Consider the following 20,903-nt stretch of genomic DNA (forward strand, 5'->3'; position numbering starts at 1 on the left):
GTTTGTGTCTGGCCCCATCCATTGGATGGGGCTTTTTTTATGGGTAATCAGGTAGTTGCGGAGGCTGGCGAGAGTTGAATCAGGCTGGTGTCGGTACTGTTTGTTTATCCGGAAGACCAAACCATTGATTCAAAATCGACTCCACTTCCGGCAAGCCAAATCCATTCAATGAAGAGAATGCATGCACCTGAACATCGCCACAGAAGGCCAGACTGGCTTCCCGTGCCATTAATAACTGGGCCTTACGCTGCCCCGACTTGAGCTTGTCGGCTTTAGTTAACAACGCCAGCACGGGTAACTTACTTTGCACAGCCCAATGGATAAGTTCCTGATCCAAATCTTTAAATGGATGACGAATATCCATCAGGACCACCAGTCCTTTCAGACTTTTACGTTGTTGGAGGTATTCCCCTAAGGCCTTTTGCCACTTTATTTTCATCTCCACCGGCACCTGAGCAAAACCGTATCCGGGTAGATCGATCAGGCGTCGTTCCGTGTCCAGAGAAAATACGTTAATCAGTTGCGTGCGGCCGGGCGTTTTACTGGTGCGCGCCAGCCCCTTTTGCCTGGTAATGCGGTTCAAGGCACTGGATTTACCTGCATTTGAACGCCCCGCAAATGCGACTTCAATGCCCTGGTCATCGCCAAGATGCCGGATATCCGGGGCGCTTAACAAAAATTTGGCGTGGCTGTAATGACTCACATTGTCTCCCGACAGGCCGCATGGCCTTTATGACTTAATATGGATAACGATGGCAAACTGCCATATTCAGGCGCAAAGTATAACATTGTCATCGATTCAGAGCTTGATAAGCCAGTTAAAACCCTACAAATCAACGGGAAAATATTTTCCTGCGGGATTAAATGTGTAAAATACGGCAAGACCAGTAGCCAGCCCACATAAAGCTCAACGAGAATTATTATGAAAAAGATCTTCCTGATGCTTTGCCTCACTTTAAGCCTGCCGGTAATCGCCGCCGGTGACGCTGAAGCGGGAAAAGCCAAGTCAATGACCTGTGCAGCCTGCCATGGTGCTGATGGTAACAGTGCAATGGACATGTACCCCAGTATTGCTGGCCAACACGCCAGTTATATCGTCAAACAGCTACAGGATCTGCGTTTAGGTGCGCAAAGTAATGGTGAGCAAGGGCGCTACGATCCAGTAATGTCAGGCATGGCAGCACCATTGTCTGATCAGGACATCGAAGATTTGGCCGCCTACTTTTCAGAGCAAAAAGCCAATGCAGGTAGTACACCCGAAGATGTTATCGAAGCAGGTTCCAAGCTGTTTCTGGGTGGTGATCTGGAACGCGGAATTACCGCCTGTGCGGCCTGTCACGGCCCAAGGGGTGACGGCATGGGTTTAGCCAAATTCCCAGACATAAGTGGCCAGCATGCGACTTATGTGAAAAAACAACTGGAAGATTTTCGTGCTGGTAAGCGCAATAATGACCCCAACGGAATGATGCACGATATCGCCATGCGCCTGACAGATGCGGATATTGAGCTGCTGTCAAAATACGTGGGTGGTCTGTACTGAGTTTAAAGTACAGAAATAAAGCCGACCTACTGGTCGGCTTTTTTGTAAACCAAAGACAACCTGTCTAGACATCTTTACGAAAACACCAATGTTGCACAATTTTAATGCAAGTGGCACCTTGTAAAAAAGTTGTAAAATAATTTTTATCCTGTATTCTTTCGCATCAACAACAAGGACTATGAAGCGCCCAGGAAGGGAAATACATAGTAGTTCGTTGCGTTTAGCTCGCTCTTGGAATCCAGGGAAGATTTAATAAAGCGTCTGGAAGACCAATAACAAGAAGCTTCGTGAACAAAAAGAAAAAGTGAAGCACGTTGATAAGGCAGTCAGCACCGTTCAGGATGAACGATAAAACGGGAGAAGTGTCATCTGGCACTTGGTTATACGAAAGGCGATAGTTAAACTATCGCCTTTTCTTTTATGCATAGAAAAATGACTTGTCCACTCTGTGCCAGTCAGGATTCTGACTTCTATCATCAGGACAACCGCAGAGATTACTGGCAATGTCTACATTGCCGGTTGGTTTATGTAGACCCGGCGCATAGGCTCACACCTGAAGCCGAAAAAGCCATTTATGATCTGCATGAAAACCTTCCTGATGATCCAGGTTATCTGCGTTTTTTATCCAGATTGGCGCAGCCTTTGATGGACGTACTCCACGCCGGTGCCAAGGGATTGGATTATGGCTGTGGCCCTTCCCCGGTATTGGCAGAATTGCTAACGCAAAATGGTTATCCAACTAAAGGCTACGACCCATTTTACTTCCCAACGCAGCCACAAAGCCGCTATGACTTTATTAGTTGCACTGAAGCCATCGAACATTTTTACCAACCTGGGAAGGTAATAGGCGATTGGATGACCCTGCTGCGACCAGGTGGACTACTGGCCATAATGACAAAACGGGTATTGAGTAAGGAGCGCTTTGCGAACTGGCATTATAAAAATGACCAAACCCATGTGTGTTTTTTCAGTGAAGAGACATTCCAGTGGCTGGCAGACTATTATTCCTTACGATTACAGATAGTCGCTGCAGACGTGGTGTTTTTGCATAGCGACAAAGTGTAAAATACCCTGATTCAACCTGAGTAAGCCTTCATGCCTAAACCACTTCGTCCAAAAAAATCACCTAAGTCCAACGTTGTTGAGGATAAAAAACCTAAGCGTCGGACCGGCAAACCCGCAGGCAATCGCAACAACACGGTTCCAAAGCGCGAGGAAAAGGTGGCCAAAGCCCAGCGGGACCCCCGTATTGGCAGTAAAAAACCTGTTGTTTTGATTGCAGAAAAAGCTAAAACCACAGATAAGGCTCGCTTTTTTTCACCCGCAGCAGAACTGAAAGCCATTGAAGCCGACCAGCGTCTGGACGGTTTAATGGATAAAATCGATGCAGGACAGGCACTTACAGCTGAAGAACAACGTTATGTTGATGACAAGCTGTCCCGGCATCAGGAGCTTTGCGCGTTAATGGGCATAGCAGCAGAGGTTGATCAGGAAGTTGATGAGCAGGACCTGCTAGATAAATTCGAAAATAGTAGCCTGGATCCATTTAGGAAATGACACTAACAACAACACATATAAGCCTGATAATTGCCGCGCTAGTGATTGTTGCCGCTTTGGCATTTTATGCCGGTAAGTTGCTCTACCAGCTTAAGCAACAAACCCGCCAGCAGCGCGATGTCCAGAAACGACGCGAACAGCATCTACGCCAGAGTATTCAAACCATTGCCATGGCACTGGATCAACAGCAGTGTAGTTTGTCTGAAGGCAGTATCCGGCTTTGCGTATTGTTGGAGAACCTGGATAAAAATCAGGATCATGCCAGCCATTTTCCAGCACTACATGAGCTGTATGCGAAGATAAAGCACATGCCTACTCACGACGCCTACAAAGCGTTACCCAAACAAGACCGACTGCGTATGCAAATGGAGCGTGAAGAGTATGAGGCTGAACTAGAAAGCCGAATCCTTAAAGAGATCCAGCATCTGAAGTCTTATTAGTCCCTGCCCCGTTTTATCAAATAAATCCCATCTAACAGGCATTGCTGTCACTCAGTTAAACCCACACGGCGTAGTGCCGCTTAAACACATCATGTTGAAGGCGTAAATTGCCCTACTTTCCATGCCGCTCAAAAGGTATACTTGGCAGCATTTTTCAAACCAGTAAGACAGCGGATACTATGCAAAAGTTTGATGTCAAAACATTTCAGGGCCTGATTTTAGCCCTGCAGGATTACTGGGCACGCCAGGGCTGTGTCATTATCCAACCACTGGATATGGAAGTGGGAGCGGGAACTTTCCATCCCATGACATTCTTACGCGCCATCGGCCCTGAGCCCATTAGTAGCGCTTACGTACAGCCATGCCGCCGCCCTACCGACGGAAGATATGGGGAAAACCCCAACCGATTGCAGCATTACTATCAATTCCAGGTGATGCTCAAACCGTCACCCGATAATATCCAGGAGCTTTATCTCAGTTCTCTGAAGGAGCTGGGGTTTGATCCTCTGGTGCACGATATCCGATTTGTTGAAGATAACTGGGAATCGCCTACCCTGGGCGCCTGGGGATTGGGCTGGGAAGTCTGGCTGAATGGTATGGAAGTAACACAGTTTACTTACTTCCAGCAGGTCGGTGGACTGGAATGTGCCCCGGTTACAGGGGAAATTACCTATGGCCTTGAGCGGCTTGCCATGTACATTCAAGGGGTAGATAGCATCTATGACCTGGTTTGGACCGACGGGCCGATGGGCAAAGTAACCTATGGCGATGTGTTTCATCAAAACGAAGTAGAACAGTCAACTTACAATTTTGAGTATGCCGATGTTGATGCACTGTTTAGAAACTTTGATCAGTGTGAGAAAGACAGCCAGCTTTTAATTGAAAAAGGCCTGGCACTGCCTGCTTATGAACAGGTTATGAAAGCCTCCCATGCGTTCAATTTACTCGATGCCAGACACGCTATTTCGGTCACTGAACGTCAACGTTACATTTTACGGGTCAGGGCTTTAGCTAAAGCTTGCGCACAGAGCTACTACGATTCCCGTCAGTCCCTGGGTTTCCCCATGTGCAAGCAGGAGATCAATTAATGCGACAGGACAACCTTTTAGTTGAGATTGGGACCGAAGAGCTGCCGCCAAAATCTCTTACCAAATTAGCAGAAGCCTTTGCCCTGGAAATGGGCAAGCTACTTCAACAAGCTGAGTTAAAGTATCAGGAAATCAACTGGTATGCCTCACCCAGGCGCCTGGCCTTGTTTGTGCGCGATCTTGCCAGTGAACAGGAAGATAAGGTGCTTGAAAAACGCGGCCCGGCGGTGAGCGCGGCATTTGACGCCGAGGGTCAACCTACCCGGGCAGCCTTGGGTTGGGCCCAGGGCCTTGGCATAGATATCAGCGAAGCGCAGCGCCTCTCCACCGATAAAGGTGAATGGCTGTTGCACATGGCGAAAGTTAAAGGCGAAGGCTTGCCTGCCCTGCTACCAGGCATGGTCGGTCAGGCGCTTAAGGCTCTGCCCATACCCAAGCCTATGCGGTGGGGTAATAAAAGCACTGAGTTTATTCGCCCTGTACATACAGTATGTATGATGTATGGCTCTGACCTGATTAACGGCGAGGTGCTGGGAGTGAGCTCTTCAGACCGGCTGTCTGGCCATAGATTCCATCATCCTCAGCCCGTTGTACTGGCGCATGCAAATGACTATCTTACCGCACTGCGTCAGGCCCATGTGTTGGCCGATGCGGCTGAGCGCAAAGAAATCATTCGCCAGGGATTAATTAAGGCGGCGGAGCAGGAAGGTGCGCAGATTATCCCAGAGGAAGGCTTGCTGGAAGAAGTCACTGCCCTGGTAGAGTGGCCCGTTGTATTAACGGCCTCTTTTGACGAACGCTTTTTGCAGGTACCCAAAGAAGCCCTTATTCATACCATGAAGGGTGACCAGAAGTATTTCCCGCTGTTTTCAGCCAAAGGTGAGCTGTTACCCAGATTTGCCTTTGTCACCAATATTGAAAGCAAAGACCCGAGACAGATTATTCAGGGTAATGAAAAAGTAATTCGTCCGCGTCTGGCCGACGCAGAATTCTTCTTTAGCACGGATAAGAAGCAAAGCCTGGCCAGCCGCTTGGATAGTCTTGGCAATGTGTTGTTTCAACAGCAGCTTGGCACACTAAAGGACAAATCAGAACGGATTGCCAGTTTAGCCAGCGTGATTGCCGAAAGTTTACATACTGACCCGTCTCTCGCTCATCGGGCCGGCTTGCTGTCTAAGACCGATTTGATGTCGCAGATGGTCATGGAATTCCCTGAAGTGCAAGGTGTAATGGGAATGCACTATGCCAGATTGGACGGCGAAGATGAGTTGGTTGCTGTGGCGCTCAACGAGCAATATATGCCACGATTTTCAGGTGATGCATTACCTGACTCACACATCAGTTGCGCGGTTGCCATCGCCGATAAGTTAGATTCACTGGTCGGTATATTTGGCATTGGACAGGCACCCAAGGGCGATAAAGATCCTTTTGCGTTACGCAGAGCGGCGATAGGTGTTCTGCGTATTACCGTAGAAAAGAACCTGCCTTTGGATTTGGTACCACTGATTGAAGCGGCCGTGAAATTGTTCGGCGATAAGCTCACCAATACAGATACCGCAGAGCAAGTGTTCGAGTTTATACAGGCCAGATTCCGCGCTTGGTATCAGGAACAAGATGTCGACGTAGATGTTATTCAGGCGGTGCTGGCCCGGCGCCCTTCCCGACCAGCGGACTTCGATGCACGTATTAAGGCCGTACAACACTTTAAGACATTAGAAGCTTCTCAGACGCTTGCAGCCGCAAACAAACGAGTCGCCAACATTTTGTCTAAAGTCGAGGACCAAATTGGCACTCAGGTGGATAAGGCGCTGCTGAAAGAAGACGCAGAGAGAGAACTAGCCAGTGATTTGCTGCAAGTAACAGAAGAAGTACAGGAATCCATGGCCACATTGAATTACAAACAGGCATTGATATGTCTGGCGACTCTGCGTGATTCTGTGGATAGCTTCTTCGATCATGTGATGGTTATGGATGATGACCCTGCGATCAGGGCGAACCGATTGTCGCTTCTGCAGGGGCTACGTGAACTGTTTTTGCAAATTGCCGATATATCTCTGATTAACTAGCCATCGAAATTTCAAATTCAAGGCCCACTTATGTGTGGGCCTTTTTGTATACCACGCAATAAATTATCGCTACTTCTGTAAAGCATTCACTTTGCCCCCTATGTTTTGTTATAACTATGGGTAATATTGGACGCTGTGACGAATTGAGGAAAACAGGAATGTCATTGCCAAGAGCGCTTATCATCACCTTTCTTTTGGGCTCGCTGGCTGCTTGCGCCACTCGCCCCGGCATACCAGAGCCTGAGCAGGTTAAGGACCTGTATCTACGAGGTGTATTTACCTGGTGGGAAGCTGATGAAAACTACAAGATGCAGCGTCTTTCAGATACTCAATTTAAAGGTGAAGCGGAGCTCATTGCAGATGGTCAGCCTTACGATTTTCGTATTGCCGATGCCAACTGGTCAAATGGTGCAAACTGTGGTTATTTAACAAAGACAGCGGACGAGCTAATTGTATTGGACAAGCCAGTTCACGCGGATTGCAATAGCAGTAATAACAATTTTAAGTTTACTCCGAAAGAAACCGCTGTATATGAGTTTTTTATAGACTTTGCGTCCCCGCAGCCGACCGTCCGGATTCGAAAGAAATAGTTGTAACCTATTGAATTTAATAAAAAAGCCGGCTTTCGCCGGCTTTTTCTATACATCCAGGTTTGCGACCCTTAGGGCGTTTTCTTCAATAAAGGCTCTACGTGGTTCAACCTGATCTCCCATCAAACAGGTGAAGAGCTGATCAGCGGCAATGGCATCTTCGATGGTGACCTGCAACATGCGACGACTCTCAGGATCCATGGTGGTTTCCCACAACTGACTAGGGTTCATTTCACCCAACCCTTTGTAGCGCTGAATGTAGGTCCCGCGTTTTGATTCAGTAAGTAACCAGTCAAGCGCCTGGGCAAAGCTATCGACTTTCTGGGCTTTCTCTCCGCGGGCAACATAGCCCCCTTCCTCAATCATGCCATTAATAGCCTGATTCAGGTCTCGGATACGTTTGTATTCTGTGGAATCGATAAAATCATGGTCCAGACGATATTCTGTATCAATACCATGTTGGCGCATTATGATAACCACATACCAGTTGGAACGCTCGCGGTCTTCGCGGATTTCAAATCGGTATAGAGCGCCGTCACTCTCATGCTCTTCCAGTTCTTTCACCAGCTTTTGTCCCACCGCTTCCAGCTTATTGGTATCAGACAGGTCCTGCAAATTCAGGATATCTGAGTACACCAGACGCGTTAGCATCGCCTTAGGCATGATACGGCTGATTCTGTCTATCATGCTCATCGTAGTCTGATATTGTTTTACCAAACTTTCCAGAGCCACTCCGCTGATGGCTGGCGCGTTCTCATTAACAAACAACGATGCGTTGTCCAGCGCCATGGACGTCAGATAAGCCGTCAATGCAGGATCATCTTTAATGTATTGCTCTTGCTTACCCTTCTTCATTTTGTATAGAGGAGGTTGAGCAATAAAGACATGGCCCCGTTCGATAATCTCTGGCATTTGCCGATAGAAGAAGGTCAGCAACAATGTGCGAATATGCGAACCGTCAACATCAGCATCTGTCATGATGATTATACTGTGATAACGCAGTTTTTCCGGGTCGTACTCGTCACGGCCTATACCGCAGCCCAAAGCGGTAATAAGTGTCGCTACCTCCTGCGAGGAAAGCATTTTATCAAAACGTGCTTTTTCAACGTTCAGGATCTTGCCCTTTAACGGCAGAATGGCCTGATTTTTACGGTTCCTACCCTGCTTTGCAGACCCTCCGGCAGAATCTCCTTCCACTATGTAGAGTTCGGATAGGGCTGGATCTTTTTCCTGACAGTCAGCTAGCTTTCCGGGAAGCCCGGCTAGATCCAGGGCTCCCTTACGACGCGTCATTTCTCTGGCCTTTCTGGCGGCTTCACGAGCACGGGCAGCATCAATTATTTTGCCGGCAATGATTTTTGCATCACCAGGATTTTCCAGTAAAAACTCCTGTAACTTCTCACCCATAGTGGTTTCGACCGCGGGCTTCACCTCAGATGACACAAGTTTGTCTTTCGTTTGAGATGAAAATTTTGGATCCGGTACTTTTACTGAAACAACAGCAGTTAGCCCTTCCCGAGCATCATCTCCACTGGCATTGGTTTTTGACTTCTTATTCAGTCCTTCCGCTTCCATATAGTTATTCAAGGTACGGGTCAGTGCCCCCCTGAAACCGGCCAGGTGTGTACCACCATCTCGTTGTGGGATGTTATTGGTGAAGCAATAGATGTTTTCCTGAAAGCCGTCATTCCATTGCATCGCCACTTCTACGCTAATGCCATCGTCTCTCTCACTGGAGAAATGAAAGGCTTTCTGATGCACAGGTGTTTTGTTCTGGTTTAGATACTGTACAAAGGCTTTGATGCCACCTTCGTAGCAGAAGTGATCAGACTTCCCATCACGTTCATCGGTCAGATAGATAGAGACGCCTGAGTTCAGGAAAGAGAGTTCTCTTAAACGCTTTGCCAAGATGTCATAGTGAAATTCAACATCAGAGAATGTCGCGGGGCTGGGCCAAAAGCGGATGCTGGTACCTTTCTCATCGGTTTCACCAACCGGCGCCAAAGGCGCTTGCGGCACACCATGATGGTATTCTTGTTCATGGATTTTTCCACCGCGACGAATGCGCAATTGCAACTTTTCAGATAAGGCGTTTACTACAGAAACACCCACACCATGCAATCCACCCGAAACCTTGTACGAGTTATCGTCGAATTTACCACCGGCATGTAAAACCGTCATAATTACTTCAGCAGCAGATACGCCCTCTTCAGGGTGAATTTCGGTGGGTATGCCACGACCGTTGTCTTTGACCGAGACAGAGCCATCATTATGTATGGCAATGCGAATATCTGAACAGTGTCCCGCCAAAGCCTCATCGATGGAGTTGTCTACAACCTCAAACACCATATGATGCAGACCGGTGCCATCATCGGTATCGCCAATATACATTCCGGGTCTCTTTCTGACCGCATCCAGTCCTTTTAGTACTTTGATACTCGATGAATCATAGTTGTTTTCAGACATTTTTATATCTACTCCTCTTTCACCTGGCCATGTTCCACGTGAAACATTTTTTTATCTGTGTAACCTTCCAGAAAGGCTACCTGCTGTTTTTCAACTGCTGTTACAAAAATCTGTGCTGATGAATCCAAAAGAGCCTTCACAAAGGCCTCACGTTTACCGGAGTCGAGCTCCGCCCCAATATCGTCCAACAAAAAGATGCATGATCTACCCTTCTGTTGCAGAAGATACTGAGATTGCGACAGTAACAACGCAGCCATCAACATTCTTACTTGCCCACGCGACAGAACTTCTTGCGCAATGATGCCGTCTGCCTTTATGCGCAGATCTGCCTTATGAGGCCCTGACGAGCTATAACCAAACTTGATGTCCTTCTGAAGATTTTGCTTCAGAACCTCGGCTAGTGGCTTACCTCTTTCCCACCCACTATGATACGAAATTTCGAAGGAAAACTCAGGTAGAAAATAGCTTAGGTTGGCAAGTATATTGGGCTTAAGCGCTTCCACGTAATCAGTTCTAAGCCGGTCCAGATGTTCGCCGCAATCAGCAAATGCGGCGTTCCAAAATGTTGCTTCCTGGCTATGAATGCCCCCGCCTCTGAGTAATGCATTTCGTTGGGAAAGAACTTGCTGGAATCTGCCAGCTACAGATAAAAAAGACTGTTCCACGTGGAACAATCCCCAATCTAAAAACTTTCGTCTTAAGCTGGGAGCGCCATAAATAACGTCTGTACTGCTCGGCGTGAACAACTGAACCGGCAAAAGTCGAACCAAGTCAGATGAACGAGATAGTGCCTCGCCATTTACCCTAGCTAGAAAATCGCCATTCCGAAATCTCTGATAACCAATACTGGCTTCGTATTCCTTCTCATCTTTAGCCTTACAGAACACAGTAAATGAATCTTGCAGATGCTGAATCACATTCTGATGCTTGGCACTTCGGAATGACCGAGCAAAGCCCAGATAATGAATGGCCTCAAGGAAAGAAGATTTCCCACTTCCGTTTGCACCGTAAATGACATTCAACCCGGCAGTCGGATTAAGACTAACGTCCTGCAGGTTTCTAAACTGCTGGACCTGAATACGCTCCAGTTTCATATGTAAACTGGAGCGAAAAGAAAAATGTGGTGTTGCAAATTATCTCTATAGCCTCATTGGCATAATGACATAGAGTGCAGAATCATCTTTTGCATCTTCTATCAATGCACTGCTGTTAGAGTCCGACAAGCTAATCTTTACGTTTTCAGAAGACAATGCATTCAACACATCAATCAAATAGGCTACGTTAAAGCCAATCTCAAGATTAGCCCCCTCGTAGTTAACATCGACAATTTCTTCGGCCTCTTCCTGCTCGGGGTTATTAGCAGTAATCTTAAGCTCCCCGGTTGCCAGGTTAAGTCTCACTCCCCTAAACTTTTCATTAGAAAGAATGGAGGCACGAGAAAACGCCTGTTTCAGAATTTCTTTACTAGCTTCAACCAGCTTATCGCCGTCTTTCGGCAACACTCTGCGATAATCAGGAAAACGCCCATCAACCAGCTTACTGGTAAATATGAAATCGGTTGAGAAAATACGAATGTGATTTGCACCAATTTGAACTTTTAGCTGCTTATCGTCATTTTCAATAAGACGGGAAATCTCCATGACCCCTTTTCGAGGAACAATTACCTGTCTGTCAGGCAAAGCGGTCCCTTCATACTGAATCCGGCACAACGCCAAACGATGGCCATCAGTAGCGACAGTACGAATAATGCCATTCTCTGTTTCCAATGACATACCATTCAGATAGTACCGTACGTCCTGCTGCGCCATGGAGAAATGGGTACTGTCGATCAATTTTTTTAGTTGAGACTGAGAAATTTCAAACTCAACCTCGCCTTGCCAGTCTTCCAGGTTTGGATATTCAGTTGCGGGTAGCGTAGATAACGAATAACGCCCCCGTCCCGACTTCAACAGCGCCTTGTTGCCTTCCAGATGAAATTCAACATCAGTACTATCAGAAAATCCTTTTACAATATCCAACAGCTTCTTCGCAGGAACGGTGATCTCGCCATCCTCCGAATCCCCCACCAGACTCATATTGGATATCAGCTCCACCTCTAAATCAGTACCCGTCAGCCATAGTGTTCCCTCACTTACTTTAATAAGTACATTTGAGAGTATAGGTAAAGTGTGTCTGCGTTCGACTGCACCGGCAACCAACTGTAGTGGCTGTAAGAAGTTTTCCCTACTTATAGTAAATTTCATGAGCGACTCGTTGTTGTTTTAAGACGACAGGGTTCGAATCAAATTCTGATAATCTTCTTTAATATCATGACTCTCTTCTCGAAGCTGGGTTATTTTTCGGCATGCATGCAATACAGTTGTATGATCCCGCCCACCAAATGCATCGCCTATTTCGGGCAAGCTATGGTTGGTCAATTCCTTAGCCAGGGCCATTGCCACTTGCCTGGGTCTGGCAACACTACGGCTTCTTCTTTTAGAGAGTATGTCGGCTACCTTGATTTTATAATACTCGGCGACCGTTTTCTGAATGTTATCTATAGTAACCAGTTTTTCCTGCAAGGCTAATAGATCTCTGAGCGCCTCACGAACAAAATCTATGGTAATTGGTCTGCCAGTAAAGTTGGCGTTGGCTATTACCCTGTTTAACGCACCTTCCAGTTCCCGGACATTGGAACGTAATCGCTTAGCTATAAAAAATGCCACTTCGTCGGGAAGATGAATCCGATTTTCGACCGCTTTTCTCATCAAGATGGCTACCCGGGTTTCCAACTCTGGCGGCTCGATAGCAATAGTTAATCCCCAGCCAAAACGAGATTTCAGCCTATCCTCCACACCATCTATTTCTTTAGGATAGCGATCAGATGTGAGGATGATCTGTTGATTACCTTCCAATAACGCATTAAATGTATGGAAAAATTCTTCCTGAGATCGATCCTTTTTGGCAAAAAACTGAATATCATCAATTAGCAATGCATCAACAGACCGATAATAACGTTTGAATTCCTCTATAGCATTATTTTGCAGGGCCTTTACCATGTCCTGAACAAATCGCTCAGAGTGCATGTATACAACCTTGGCATCTTTATTACGTGCCATCAATCCATTACCTACGGCATGCAATAAATGGGTTTTACCCAAACCTGTACCGCCATAAATAAACAAGGGGTTGTAAGCGCCACCGGGGTTATCTGCAACCTGGCTGGCTGCAGCTCTGGCCAGTTGGTTAGATTTACCCTCAACAAAGTTATCAAAGGTATAGGTCAGGTTGATATTACTCTTGTGCTCTACCCTAACTCCCTGTCCTGCCATATTCTGCTGCGGCTGAGCAGATACGGGGGGGACATTGAACGATGTTGTCTGCCCCTGATGAAAGTTAGCCGGAGCCTGACTTGTCATACTAGGCACCACAGACGACGCAACGCCCACATCAAAGTGTAAAGCTGGCGCCTGCTCGGGCGCACAAATCTCATCAAACAGTTCAGAAATACGTGAAATGTATTTGTCTCTGACCCAATCAAGCACAAAACGGTTAGGCGCAAACAAGGTCAGAGTTGAACTGTCATATTGAGCCTGCAAGGGGCGTATCCACATACTGAACTGTTGAGTCGGCAACTCTTGCTGCAGCCGCCTGAGGCACTCTTCCCACAATGACATTGACAACCCCCGCCGGCACTAGCACCCGACCCAGAAAATTGATGAAGAAAAAACGAACCGGGCAAAGATCTCAGATGATCTGCTACACCCGCTTTAGACTAAGGCTGTGAATTATTGCGCAAATTTATCCACAAGTTCAACATTGATCTTATCTGCATTTGTGCAGCTCCCACACAAAACCACTATATCATTGTTTTAATTATATTTTTATTTATGTAATGGCAGGACAATTTAAAATACTAAGTGAGCTTGGTTGGATTGACGGGTGGATAAAAACCCCGCATATAATGAAAGAATTAGCAAGCCTATCGACTATAACTGTGGATAAAATCAGGGCATAACCCTAGGTTATTAACAGGAACGATCGATTAACGTAAAGCAAAGCACTAACAGATCACCAATTTACGTTGACATAAGCTGTACAGATCTCTAAAATTCGGCGTCCTTTTGAGCACATCCCGTGCTTAAATTGATCCATCAGTAATTGAAAGCGGCGGACTAGGTTATGAAAAGAACATTTCAACCAAGTAATTTGAAGCGTAAACGTTCACACGGTTTTCGTGCCCGCATGGCGACAAAGAATGGCCGCAAGGTTCTTGCCAGTCGTCGTGCTAAAGGCCGTGCTCGTTTATCAGCCTAATTGCATTTATCGAAGTGGGTGAAAATCAATTTTCTCGGGAGTCAAGGTTACTTACTCCCACCCATTTCGAGAATGTATTTCAGCAAGCCATACCTGCAGTATCTCCACAACTAACACTGTTGGCCAGACATAACGGCCTATCCCATCCAAGAATTGGTATAACACTGTCGAAAAAAAGGGTCAGGAAAGCTCATGACCGCAATCGGCTTAAGCGTGTTATTCGAGAAAGTTTTCGACTAGCCCAACATGATCTACCCAGTGCTGATATAGTGGTAGTGGGAAAATCCGGGTTAGATAAAATGACCAATCAGCAATTGTCTGAACTGTTAAGTCGGTTATGGAAAAAGCTAAAACAGCGATGCAATCAGCAAGCGTCTGGCTGATTCGCCAGTATCAAAGATGGATATCTCCCATGCTTGGCCCAAGATGCAGGTTCAATCCAACCTGCTCGGAATATGCGATAGGTGCAATAAATCGTCATGGATTGCTGATTGGTTGTTGGTTAAGCACCAAACGCATATTAAAATGCCACCCTTTACATCCGGGGGGAGACGATCCCGTCCCGCCGAAAACTTAAAATAAAAGTAGTCTGTTATGGAATCCCAAAGAAGCTTTCTTCTCATTGGTCTGGCCCTGGTCAGCTTTTTATTATGGCAACAATGGCAAATGGACTATGGTCAACCGCCGGTCCAGCAAACGCCGTTAAGCCAAAACACTGATGTCTCACCGGATAGAGCAACAACATCTGACGATGTTCCCAGCGCTGATATTCAACATCTGCCAGCCTCTGCCGAGACAAGCAATCGCCTGATAACGGTCGTTACCGACAGCCTGGACGTGTTAATAGACACCCGCGGTGGCGACATAGTATCGGTTAAATTAGCCGACTATCCCATTACACAGGGCTCCAGCGAGAGCTTCCAGTTGCTGACGCAAGACCCGGCCCATCTCTATATCGCCCAAAGCGGTTTAATCGGCCCGAATGGTCCAGATTCTTCCAGTAAAGGTCGACCTGTTTACACTGTTACCGCAGAAGAATATCAGCTTGAAGGTGACAGTCTGGTTGTCCCACTTAGCTATCAGACTGAAAGTGGCCTGCAAATCACCAAGAACTTTATCTTTAAAAAAGGCCAGCACGATATTGAAGTGCAGTATCAGGTCAATAACCAAACTACCGCTGATATACAAATTCAGCAGTATGCGCAGCTAAAACAGACACTGGCTGGCCCGGAAGGCAGCATGTTTATGCCCACATACCGCGGAGCTGCCTATTCCACTGCAGAGCACCGTTACAAAAAGCATCAGTTTGATGACATTGAAGACGAAAAGCTAAATGAAGTAACACAAGGTGGCTGGGTAGCCATGTTACAGCACTACTTCGTTTCGGCCTGGGTTCCACCTCAGGATGCCCAAAACACGCTGTACAGCCGAATCTTAAGTGCGCAATACGCCAGCATCGGCTTTAAAGGTAATCTGGTCAATATTGCCGCTGGTGACCAAGCAGAAATCAGCAGCATATTTTATGCAGGCCCCAAAGATCAGGATGATTTGGAGCTGCTTGCCAGAGGCCTGGACCTAACCGTTGACTACGGCATTCTGTGGTGGTTGTCCAAACCGCTGTTCTGGTTACTGCAGTTTATCCATGGTTTGGTGGGTAACTGGGGACTGGCAATTATCTTTATCACAATCATCGTTAAAGGTGCCATGTATCCCCTGACTAAGGCGCAATACGAGTCCATGGCCAAGTTACGTGCTTTGCAGCCAAAGATGCAGGCATTAAAAGAAAGGTATGGTGAAGATCGCCAGAAGATGTCGCAGGCGATGATGGAAATGTACAAGAAGGAAAAGGTCAATCCGATGGGTGGCTGTTTCCCTCTGTTACTGCAGATGCCAATATTCCTGGCCTTGTATTGGGTATTCCTGGAAAGTGTTGAATTACGCCATGCTGACTTCTTCCTGTGGATTACAGATTTGTCGGTGAAAGACCCCTACTTTGTATTGCCGATATTAACTGGCGCCAGTATGTATCTGTTGCAGAAACTGCAACCCATGACCATCCAGGATCCAATGCAACAAAAGATAATGCAGTGGATGCCGGTAATGATGAGTGTGTTCTTCTTATGGTTCCCGGCGGGTCTGGTATTGTACTGGCTAATCAGTAACGTGATTACGCTGGTGCAGGCGAAAATGATCTACGCGTCAATGGAAAAACGCGGTATCAAGTCGCATTAAACGCCATAATTTAAAGGCCCGATGCAAGGGCCTTTTTTATCCTTCAGATAAAAAGTATTCAATCATCAATAAGGAAGCCCCATGCCATCTTTTGATATCGTCTCTGAAATAGATTTGGTTGAAGTAAAAAATGCCGTCGACAATGCCATCCGCGAACTGGATACCAGATTCGACTTTCGTGGCGTTGAGGCAAGCTATGAACAGAAAGACAATCAAATTACCCTAATCGCCGAAGCAGAATTCCAGTTGCAACAAATGCAGGAAATTTTGCGTTCCAAATGCGCCAAACGCGGCGTCAGTACCGCAAGTATTGAGCAAAAAGGCATAGATCGCAGCGGCAAAACCTTTAAACAGGTATTGGTTTTCCGCCAGGGTATCGAACAAGATATGGGTAAGAAGATCACTAAGCTGATTAAGGAAAGCAAAGTCAAAGTGCAGGCTTCTATTCAGGGAGACCAGGTAAGAGTCAGTGGCAAGAAGCGCGATGACCTGCAAGACGCCATTGCGCTGATTAAATCAGCCGACCTGGGGCAACCTTTCCAGTACACCAATTTTCGCGATTAACCCATATGACCGCTGCGCAAACCATAGTGGCACAAGCGACGGCTCCGGGTCGTGGTGGTGTAGGTATTATCCGGGTATCAGGTGACAAGGCAGCCTATGTTGCTGAGCACATACTGGGAAAACTACCCAGACCAAGGTATGCAGAATATTTGCCTTTTTATGATACCCAAGGGCAGATATTAGATCAGGGTATTGCCCTGTATTTTAAAGGGCCACATTCCTTTACAGGTGAAGATGTACTGGAGCTGCAAGGCCATGGCGGCCAAGTCGTTATGGACATGCTGCTACGTAGTATTCTAACCATCCAAGGATTGCGGATGGCCAGACCGGGGGAGTTCAGCGAGCGGGCCTTTTTAAACGACAAATTAGACCTGGCCCAGGCAGAAGCCATTGCCGATCTGATTGATGCCAGTTCCGAACAGGCTGCACGTTCAGCCCTGCGTTCACTGCAAGGCGCTTTTTCCAATCAGGTTCATCAACTAGTTGAACAGGTTGTCCATCTGCGCATCTATGTTGAAGCGGCCATAGATTTTCCCGATGAAGAGGTGGATTTCCTGTCAGATGGCAAGGTACAAACAGACCTGCAGAATATTATCAGTCAACTCGCCGACATTCTCAGCCAGGCGCAACAAGGCAGTATTTTACGCGAAGGTATGCGGGTGGTTATCGCGGGTCGCCCCAATGCGGGTAAATCCAGCCTGTTGAACGCTTTGGCTGGTCGGGAAGCCGCTATTGTCACCGATATTGCCGGCACCACCCGGGATGTCCTTAAAGAACATATCCATATTGATGGTATGCCCTTGCATATTATTGACACAGCCGGTTTACGCGACAGCGACGATAAGGTGGAACAAATAGGCATCCAGCGGGCCTGGGACGAAATCGCTCAGGCAGATCGGGTGCTGTTAATGGTAGACAGCAATGAAACAGCACTAACCGATCCACATGCTATCTGGCCTGAGTTTATCGATCGGCTACCCAAAGGGGTAAAAGTGACATTAATCCGCAACAAGGTGGATCTATCCGGCGAACCAATCGAAAAGCTTGAAGCCAATGGACACACCCTGATTCGTCTCTGCGCCAGCAAGGCCCAGGGAATAGAGCTACTCGCTCAGCACCTAAAAGACTGCATGGGTTTTGATGCCAATACAGAAGGTCAGTTTATCGCCCGTCGCCGTCACTTAGATGCGCTTGAACGCGCAGCACAACATCTTGAAAATGGCCTGCACCAGTTACTTAGTCATTTGGCAGGTGAGCTTTTGGCAGAAGAACTGCGGCTGGTTCAGCAACAGTTGAATGAAATCACCGGTGAATTTAGTTCAGATGACTTACTGGGGCGTATATTCAGTTCTTTCTGTATCGGTAAATAGCTGGGTCAAACAAAGGAAAACAAACACCAAACAAAGTTAAAATATCTAATATATTCATATATTTAACTTAATCGTTGTCTTCCTATCCCTTCCTTTGATTGCTATTAATGGGCCTCTGACGGCCCACCTCCCTTTTTCCGGTGGGCCACTATTGGACCACCAACCAAGGGGATACTCATGAAGTTATCTATCGAAAAGAAATCACCTGACAGCGCTGGACGCCAGCAATTGTTACTCACCAGACATTACGGCTCAGTCATCAATGACCAGGGTAAACGGGTAAAGAGGCGTAAACGCCAGTCGCTTGATCTATTCATTTATGCCAAACCTAAAGATAAATCACAGCGAGATTACAACAAGGACACCCTGGCACTGGCCGAGAAAATTCGGGCGCAGGCAATAGTTGACCTGGCCAGGAATGAACATCACTTTGAAGATGCTGAGCGACAGCAGCAGAGCTTCTTTGATTTTATGGAGCAGATCATCGAAGAAAAGCGCAAGACGGACAGCAAATCTAACGTTTCCATCTGGGAGTCAACGCTGATGCATCTGCGAAGATACTGCGGAAGCATGGAGCTCTCTTTCAAGGACATGGATGCTGAACGGTTAAAAGGCTTTAGACATTACCTGTTAGACGAAGCAAGAACAAAATCTGACACTCTGCTTTCCAAAAATACCGCGTCTTCTTACTTCAACAAGATCAGAGCAACCCTAAGCTCAGCTTTTCACCAGGGGATTATTCATCGAAATCCAGTCAACGAAGTCAAAAGCATTCAACCCAAGCAAAACAAACGGAGTTACCTGGTAGAGGATGAAATCAAGGCCATATACGCCGCCGAGTGCCGCTATGACGTTCTCAAGCGAGCCTTCTTGTTTAGTTGTCTTACAGGTATGCGATGGAGTGATATACAAAAGCTAACATGGTCAGAGGTGCATAAAAGCGACGACGGCTACCGTGTGATATTTGGCCACAAGAAAACACAATACAATCAATATCTGGATTTACCGCCTGACTCCATAGCTTTGATGGGCGAAAGAGCCGGTTTGAACGAACGGGTATTCAAAGGTCTGAAGTATTCATCCTATAGTAACGTTGCATTGGCTCAGTGGGTGATGCGGGCAGGCATTACCAAACACATTACTTTTCACAGCGCCAGGCACACCTTTGCCGTAAGGATGTTGACCCACGGAGCAGACATTTACACTGTATCCAGGCTTCTGGGACACTCAGAGCTGAAAACAACCCAAGTGTATGCGGATATCATTGAGACTAAACGCAAAGAAGCGATGATGTCGCTTCCAAGTATTCTGCAGTGAAATGGTTAAACTGGGAAAATTGGGAAACTGGGAAAGTATATGTATTTCAACAAATTAATACGCCTCCAACTTCCCTTTTTCCCCTCCACCTCTTCCCTGGGCCGGGGCTACCCGGCCGCTACTGTCACACAAAAGCAAGAATTAGCAGACTGATTTACAGACATGAGGCCTCCTCTTCTGGTGATCCAGAATTGCAGCCTGCTGCCGGAACGAACCAGAAAACATTCATCCTCGTTTGTTACTGAGGATAGAACCAATCTCTCGATAGGTGCTCTGGTGCGTTTAATCTCGCGATACTCAACGATTCTTGCTCTGGCAATAAACTCATTCTTAGTCATGTTAGCCCCTTTTGCTTATGTGGTTGGTGAGTTTTTAGGCGCTCGTCGCCTAAAGGCGCGCCATACCACATGGGCTACATGCACTGCGGAGTTCAAAGCCAGTCAAGCTATAAATCGCCCGAAGGGTTGCGCAGCAAGGGGGCCCCGTATGCGGGGTTCCGATTTATAGCTTTACTGGATTTGGACGGAGTGGTTTAGGGCTAATTAATTTCTTGCAGCAGGTATAGCGGTTAGTGACATGATCCTTCTTTTAAAGTCTTCATACTCATCACCACTCCTTAGAGATAAATTAGCTATCGAATAAAATCTGTCTGTAGATGGAGATTCACTCTTTGCTTTTTCCATGTCCAGTTGATTTACGTTCACAACTGTCCAGCATTCAGTAAATCCGTCTTTTCTAGCTTTCTGATGACTCTTTTCAGCCTCACCAATTCGGTTGTGGATATTAGATACGTCAGTTCCGCTCTTCACTTCGATCGCAACCACATTCCTATCATGACCAACAGACATCTCCTCCTTAATAATAATATCTGGGTCAGGGGCAAACTCGATAGCAAACAGTCTACCTGTAGCACTCCTGACCTCCATCGAGTTTTCCCCCAAATTCTCCACAGAGTGCTCAACTATTTCTTTAATTATCTCGAATACCTGAATAATTCCAGCAGCTCCTCGAGCATTGTTTGCCCCTCCCCTAAACTGTGGTCCCACTGTTAACAGCGTGAGATCATCAAGTAATTCTCTCGAAACTCTAAGGGGGCCTACTCCCTTTAACAGAGCCGAAGCTGCGGTACTAAAAGCTATACATAAATCCTCAATGTCACTTGCTGCCACTTTCCCAATGCGTCCATTCACTTCCATGGATTTGAAATGGCCAACTCCAAACCCTTTATCTCGCCCATAAAACTCTTTCTGACTATAACCAAGCAACAGTCTATAGTATCCAAGTAGATAAGGATTCTCTCTGAGAACAATATGTAGTGGTCAAGTCATATTGGCCACAGGTTTATAGTTACGCCAGTATCTTCGTTCTGACTCGTTT

At 46.7% G+C, this 20,903-nt stretch carries 20 protein-coding genes; 14 read left to right on the top strand and 6 right to left on the bottom strand.

The genetic code is table 11. The annotated features are described in order from the left end of the window. Positions 1 to 79 precede the first annotated feature (79 nt). Complete coding sequence (gene yihA, locus ABD028_RS20950) at positions 80 to 703, bottom strand: ribosome biogenesis GTP-binding protein YihA/YsxC (protein WP_102794806.1); 624 nt, start codon at positions 701 to 703, stop codon at positions 80 to 82. A 219-nt stretch (positions 704 to 922) separates the two neighbouring features. On the opposite strand from yihA, the gene ABD028_RS20955 reads away from it, so the two are divergent. The 7 genes from ABD028_RS20955 (at position 923) to ABD028_RS20985 (ending at position 7,281) form a co-directional block, all read left to right on the top strand. Continuing rightward, entirely contained in the window at positions 923 to 1,540 is a 618-nt protein-coding gene (locus tag ABD028_RS20955) for a c-type cytochrome (protein WP_102794805.1), read from the top strand. A gap of 432 nt (positions 1,541 to 1,972) precedes the next feature. After that, complete coding sequence (locus tag ABD028_RS20960; protein WP_216362497.1) at positions 1,973 to 2,605, top strand: class I SAM-dependent methyltransferase; 633 nt, start codon at positions 1,973 to 1,975, stop codon at positions 2,603 to 2,605. Between the two features lie 30 nt (positions 2,606 to 2,635). Continuing rightward, on the top strand, positions 2,636 to 3,097 hold the full coding sequence (gene yihI / locus ABD028_RS20965) for a Der GTPase-activating protein YihI (protein ID WP_343847335.1): 462 nt from the start codon (positions 2,636 to 2,638) through the stop codon (positions 3,095 to 3,097). Further along, positions 3,094 to 3,537, top strand: coding sequence for a DUF2489 domain-containing protein (locus ABD028_RS20970; RefSeq protein ID WP_343847336.1), 444 nt, complete (start codon positions 3,094 to 3,096; stop codon positions 3,535 to 3,537). Before yihI ends, ABD028_RS20970 begins: the two co-directional genes overlap by 4 nt. 179 nt (positions 3,538 to 3,716) lie before the next feature. Continuing rightward, entirely contained in the window at positions 3,717 to 4,625 is a 909-nt protein-coding gene (gene glyQ, locus ABD028_RS20975; protein ID WP_343847337.1) for a glycine--tRNA ligase subunit alpha, read from the top strand. Continuing rightward, the gene (gene glyS / locus ABD028_RS20980) at positions 4,625 to 6,691 is read left to right on the top strand and encodes a glycine--tRNA ligase subunit beta (RefSeq protein ID WP_343847338.1); all 2,067 of its coding nucleotides are present in this window, start codon (positions 4,625 to 4,627) and stop codon (positions 6,689 to 6,691) included. The genes glyQ and glyS overlap by 1 nt, the downstream gene beginning before the upstream one ends. A 158-nt stretch (positions 6,692 to 6,849) precedes the next feature. Then, positions 6,850 to 7,281: an early set domain-containing protein gene (locus ABD028_RS20985; protein WP_343847339.1), complete on the top strand. Its 432-nt coding sequence runs from the start codon at positions 6,850 to 6,852 to the stop codon at positions 7,279 to 7,281. 48 nt (positions 7,282 to 7,329) lie between these two features. Here the strand turns inward: ABD028_RS20985 and gyrB are convergent, their stop codons facing one another. The 4 genes from gyrB to dnaA are packed head-to-tail and all read right to left on the bottom strand — an operon-like array spanning position 7,330 to position 13,409. After that, a complete protein-coding gene (gyrB, locus tag ABD028_RS20990; protein WP_343847340.1) occupies positions 7,330 to 9,747 on the bottom strand; it encodes a DNA topoisomerase (ATP-hydrolyzing) subunit B in 2,418 nt (805 codons plus the stop codon). An 8-nt stretch (positions 9,748 to 9,755) separates the two neighbouring features. After that, positions 9,756 to 10,841, bottom strand: a complete 1,086-nt coding sequence (recF, locus tag ABD028_RS20995) for a DNA replication/repair protein RecF (RefSeq protein WP_343847341.1) — start codon at positions 10,839 to 10,841, stop codon at positions 9,756 to 9,758. Positions 10,842 to 10,886: 45 nt separating this feature from the next. After that, complete coding sequence (gene dnaN / locus ABD028_RS21000) at positions 10,887 to 11,990, bottom strand: DNA polymerase III subunit beta (protein ID WP_343847342.1); 1,104 nt, start codon at positions 11,988 to 11,990, stop codon at positions 10,887 to 10,889. Between the two features lie 18 nt (positions 11,991 to 12,008). Beyond that, complete coding sequence (gene dnaA, locus ABD028_RS21005; protein WP_102794795.1) at positions 12,009 to 13,409, bottom strand: chromosomal replication initiator protein DnaA; 1,401 nt, start codon at positions 13,407 to 13,409, stop codon at positions 12,009 to 12,011. Between the two features lie 499 nt (positions 13,410 to 13,908). On the opposite strand from dnaA, the gene rpmH reads away from it, so the two are divergent. The 7 genes from rpmH to ABD028_RS21040 all read left to right on the top strand — a co-directional run bounded on the left by rpmH (position 13,909) and on the right by ABD028_RS21040 (position 19,526). Beyond that, entirely contained in the window at positions 13,909 to 14,043 is a 135-nt protein-coding gene (rpmH, locus tag ABD028_RS21010; RefSeq protein WP_082633349.1) for a 50S ribosomal protein L34, read from the top strand. A 14-nt stretch (positions 14,044 to 14,057) separates the two neighbouring features. Then, positions 14,058 to 14,426, top strand: a complete 369-nt coding sequence (rnpA, locus tag ABD028_RS21015) for a ribonuclease P protein component (RefSeq protein WP_343847343.1) — start codon at positions 14,058 to 14,060, stop codon at positions 14,424 to 14,426. Beyond that, positions 14,381 to 14,620, top strand: coding sequence for a membrane protein insertion efficiency factor YidD (gene yidD, locus ABD028_RS21020; protein ID WP_343847344.1), 240 nt, complete (start codon positions 14,381 to 14,383; stop codon positions 14,618 to 14,620). The genes rnpA and yidD overlap by 46 nt, the downstream gene beginning before the upstream one ends. Positions 14,621 to 14,637: 17 nt before the next feature. Next, positions 14,638 to 16,275 carry a membrane protein insertase YidC gene (yidC, locus tag ABD028_RS21025; protein WP_343847345.1) on the top strand — a complete coding sequence of 546 codons (1,638 nt, stop codon included), beginning with the start codon at positions 14,638 to 14,640 and terminating at the stop codon, positions 16,273 to 16,275. Positions 16,276 to 16,356: 81 nt separating this feature from the next. Then, positions 16,357 to 16,839 carry a YajQ family cyclic di-GMP-binding protein gene (locus ABD028_RS21030; RefSeq protein WP_343847346.1) on the top strand — a complete coding sequence of 161 codons (483 nt, stop codon included), beginning with the start codon at positions 16,357 to 16,359 and terminating at the stop codon, positions 16,837 to 16,839. A gap of 5 nt (positions 16,840 to 16,844) precedes the next feature. Further along, positions 16,845 to 18,209, top strand: coding sequence for a tRNA uridine-5-carboxymethylaminomethyl(34) synthesis GTPase MnmE (gene mnmE, locus ABD028_RS21035; RefSeq protein WP_343847347.1), 1,365 nt, complete (start codon positions 16,845 to 16,847; stop codon positions 18,207 to 18,209). A gap of 177 nt (positions 18,210 to 18,386) precedes the next feature. Next, complete coding sequence (locus ABD028_RS21040; protein ID WP_343847348.1) at positions 18,387 to 19,526, top strand: phage integrase SAM-like domain-containing protein; 1,140 nt, start codon at positions 18,387 to 18,389, stop codon at positions 19,524 to 19,526. A 542-nt stretch (positions 19,527 to 20,068) separates the two neighbouring features. Here ABD028_RS21040 and ABD028_RS21045 read toward each other — a convergent pair. Continuing rightward, positions 20,069 to 20,836 (bottom strand): XcyI family restriction endonuclease, encoded by a 768-nt coding sequence (locus ABD028_RS21045; RefSeq protein ID WP_343847349.1) that lies wholly within the window; start codon positions 20,834 to 20,836, stop codon positions 20,069 to 20,071. Positions 20,837 to 20,903 lie beyond the last annotated feature (67 nt).

Origin of the sequence: Bowmanella denitrificans (assembly GCF_039522935.1) — a bacterium.
Taxonomy (GTDB): domain Bacteria; phylum Pseudomonadota; class Gammaproteobacteria; order Enterobacterales; family Alteromonadaceae; genus Bowmanella; species Bowmanella denitrificans.

What these genes read in the sequence shown, in the direction of transcription:
- ABD028_RS20955 (WP_102794805.1), top strand. Translation starts at nt 923, where the DNA reads ATGAAAAAGATCTTCCTGATGCTTTGCCTCACTTTAAGCCTGCCGGTA.
- ABD028_RS20960 (WP_216362497.1), top strand. Translation starts at nt 1,973, where the DNA reads ATGACTTGTCCACTCTGTGCCAGTCAGGATTCTGACTTCTATCATCAG.
- yihI (WP_343847335.1), top strand. Translation starts at nt 2,636, where the DNA reads ATGCCTAAACCACTTCGTCCAAAAAAATCACCTAAGTCCAACGTTGTT.
- ABD028_RS20970 (WP_343847336.1), top strand. Translation starts at nt 3,094, where the DNA reads ATGACACTAACAACAACACATATAAGCCTGATAATTGCCGCGCTAGTG.
- glyQ (WP_343847337.1), top strand. Translation starts at nt 3,717, where the DNA reads ATGCAAAAGTTTGATGTCAAAACATTTCAGGGCCTGATTTTAGCCCTG.
- glyS (WP_343847338.1), top strand. Translation starts at nt 4,625, where the DNA reads ATGCGACAGGACAACCTTTTAGTTGAGATTGGGACCGAAGAGCTGCCG.
- ABD028_RS20985 (WP_343847339.1), top strand. Translation starts at nt 6,850, where the DNA reads ATGTCATTGCCAAGAGCGCTTATCATCACCTTTCTTTTGGGCTCGCTG.
- gyrB (WP_343847340.1), bottom strand. Translation starts at nt 9,747, where the DNA reads ATGTCTGAAAACAACTATGATTCATCGAGTATCAAAGTACTAAAAGGA.
- recF (WP_343847341.1), bottom strand. Translation starts at nt 10,841, where the DNA reads ATGAAACTGGAGCGTATTCAGGTCCAGCAGTTTAGAAACCTGCAGGAC.
- dnaN (WP_343847342.1), bottom strand. Translation starts at nt 11,990, where the DNA reads ATGAAATTTACTATAAGTAGGGAAAACTTCTTACAGCCACTACAGTTG.
- rpmH (WP_082633349.1), top strand. Translation starts at nt 13,909, where the DNA reads ATGAAAAGAACATTTCAACCAAGTAATTTGAAGCGTAAACGTTCACAC.
- yidD (WP_343847344.1), top strand. Translation starts at nt 14,381, where the DNA reads ATGGAAAAAGCTAAAACAGCGATGCAATCAGCAAGCGTCTGGCTGATT.
- yidC (WP_343847345.1), top strand. Translation starts at nt 14,638, where the DNA reads ATGGAATCCCAAAGAAGCTTTCTTCTCATTGGTCTGGCCCTGGTCAGC.
- ABD028_RS21030 (WP_343847346.1), top strand. Translation starts at nt 16,357, where the DNA reads ATGCCATCTTTTGATATCGTCTCTGAAATAGATTTGGTTGAAGTAAAA.
- mnmE (WP_343847347.1), top strand. Translation starts at nt 16,845, where the DNA reads ATGACCGCTGCGCAAACCATAGTGGCACAAGCGACGGCTCCGGGTCGT.
- ABD028_RS21040 (WP_343847348.1), top strand. Translation starts at nt 18,387, where the DNA reads ATGAAGTTATCTATCGAAAAGAAATCACCTGACAGCGCTGGACGCCAG.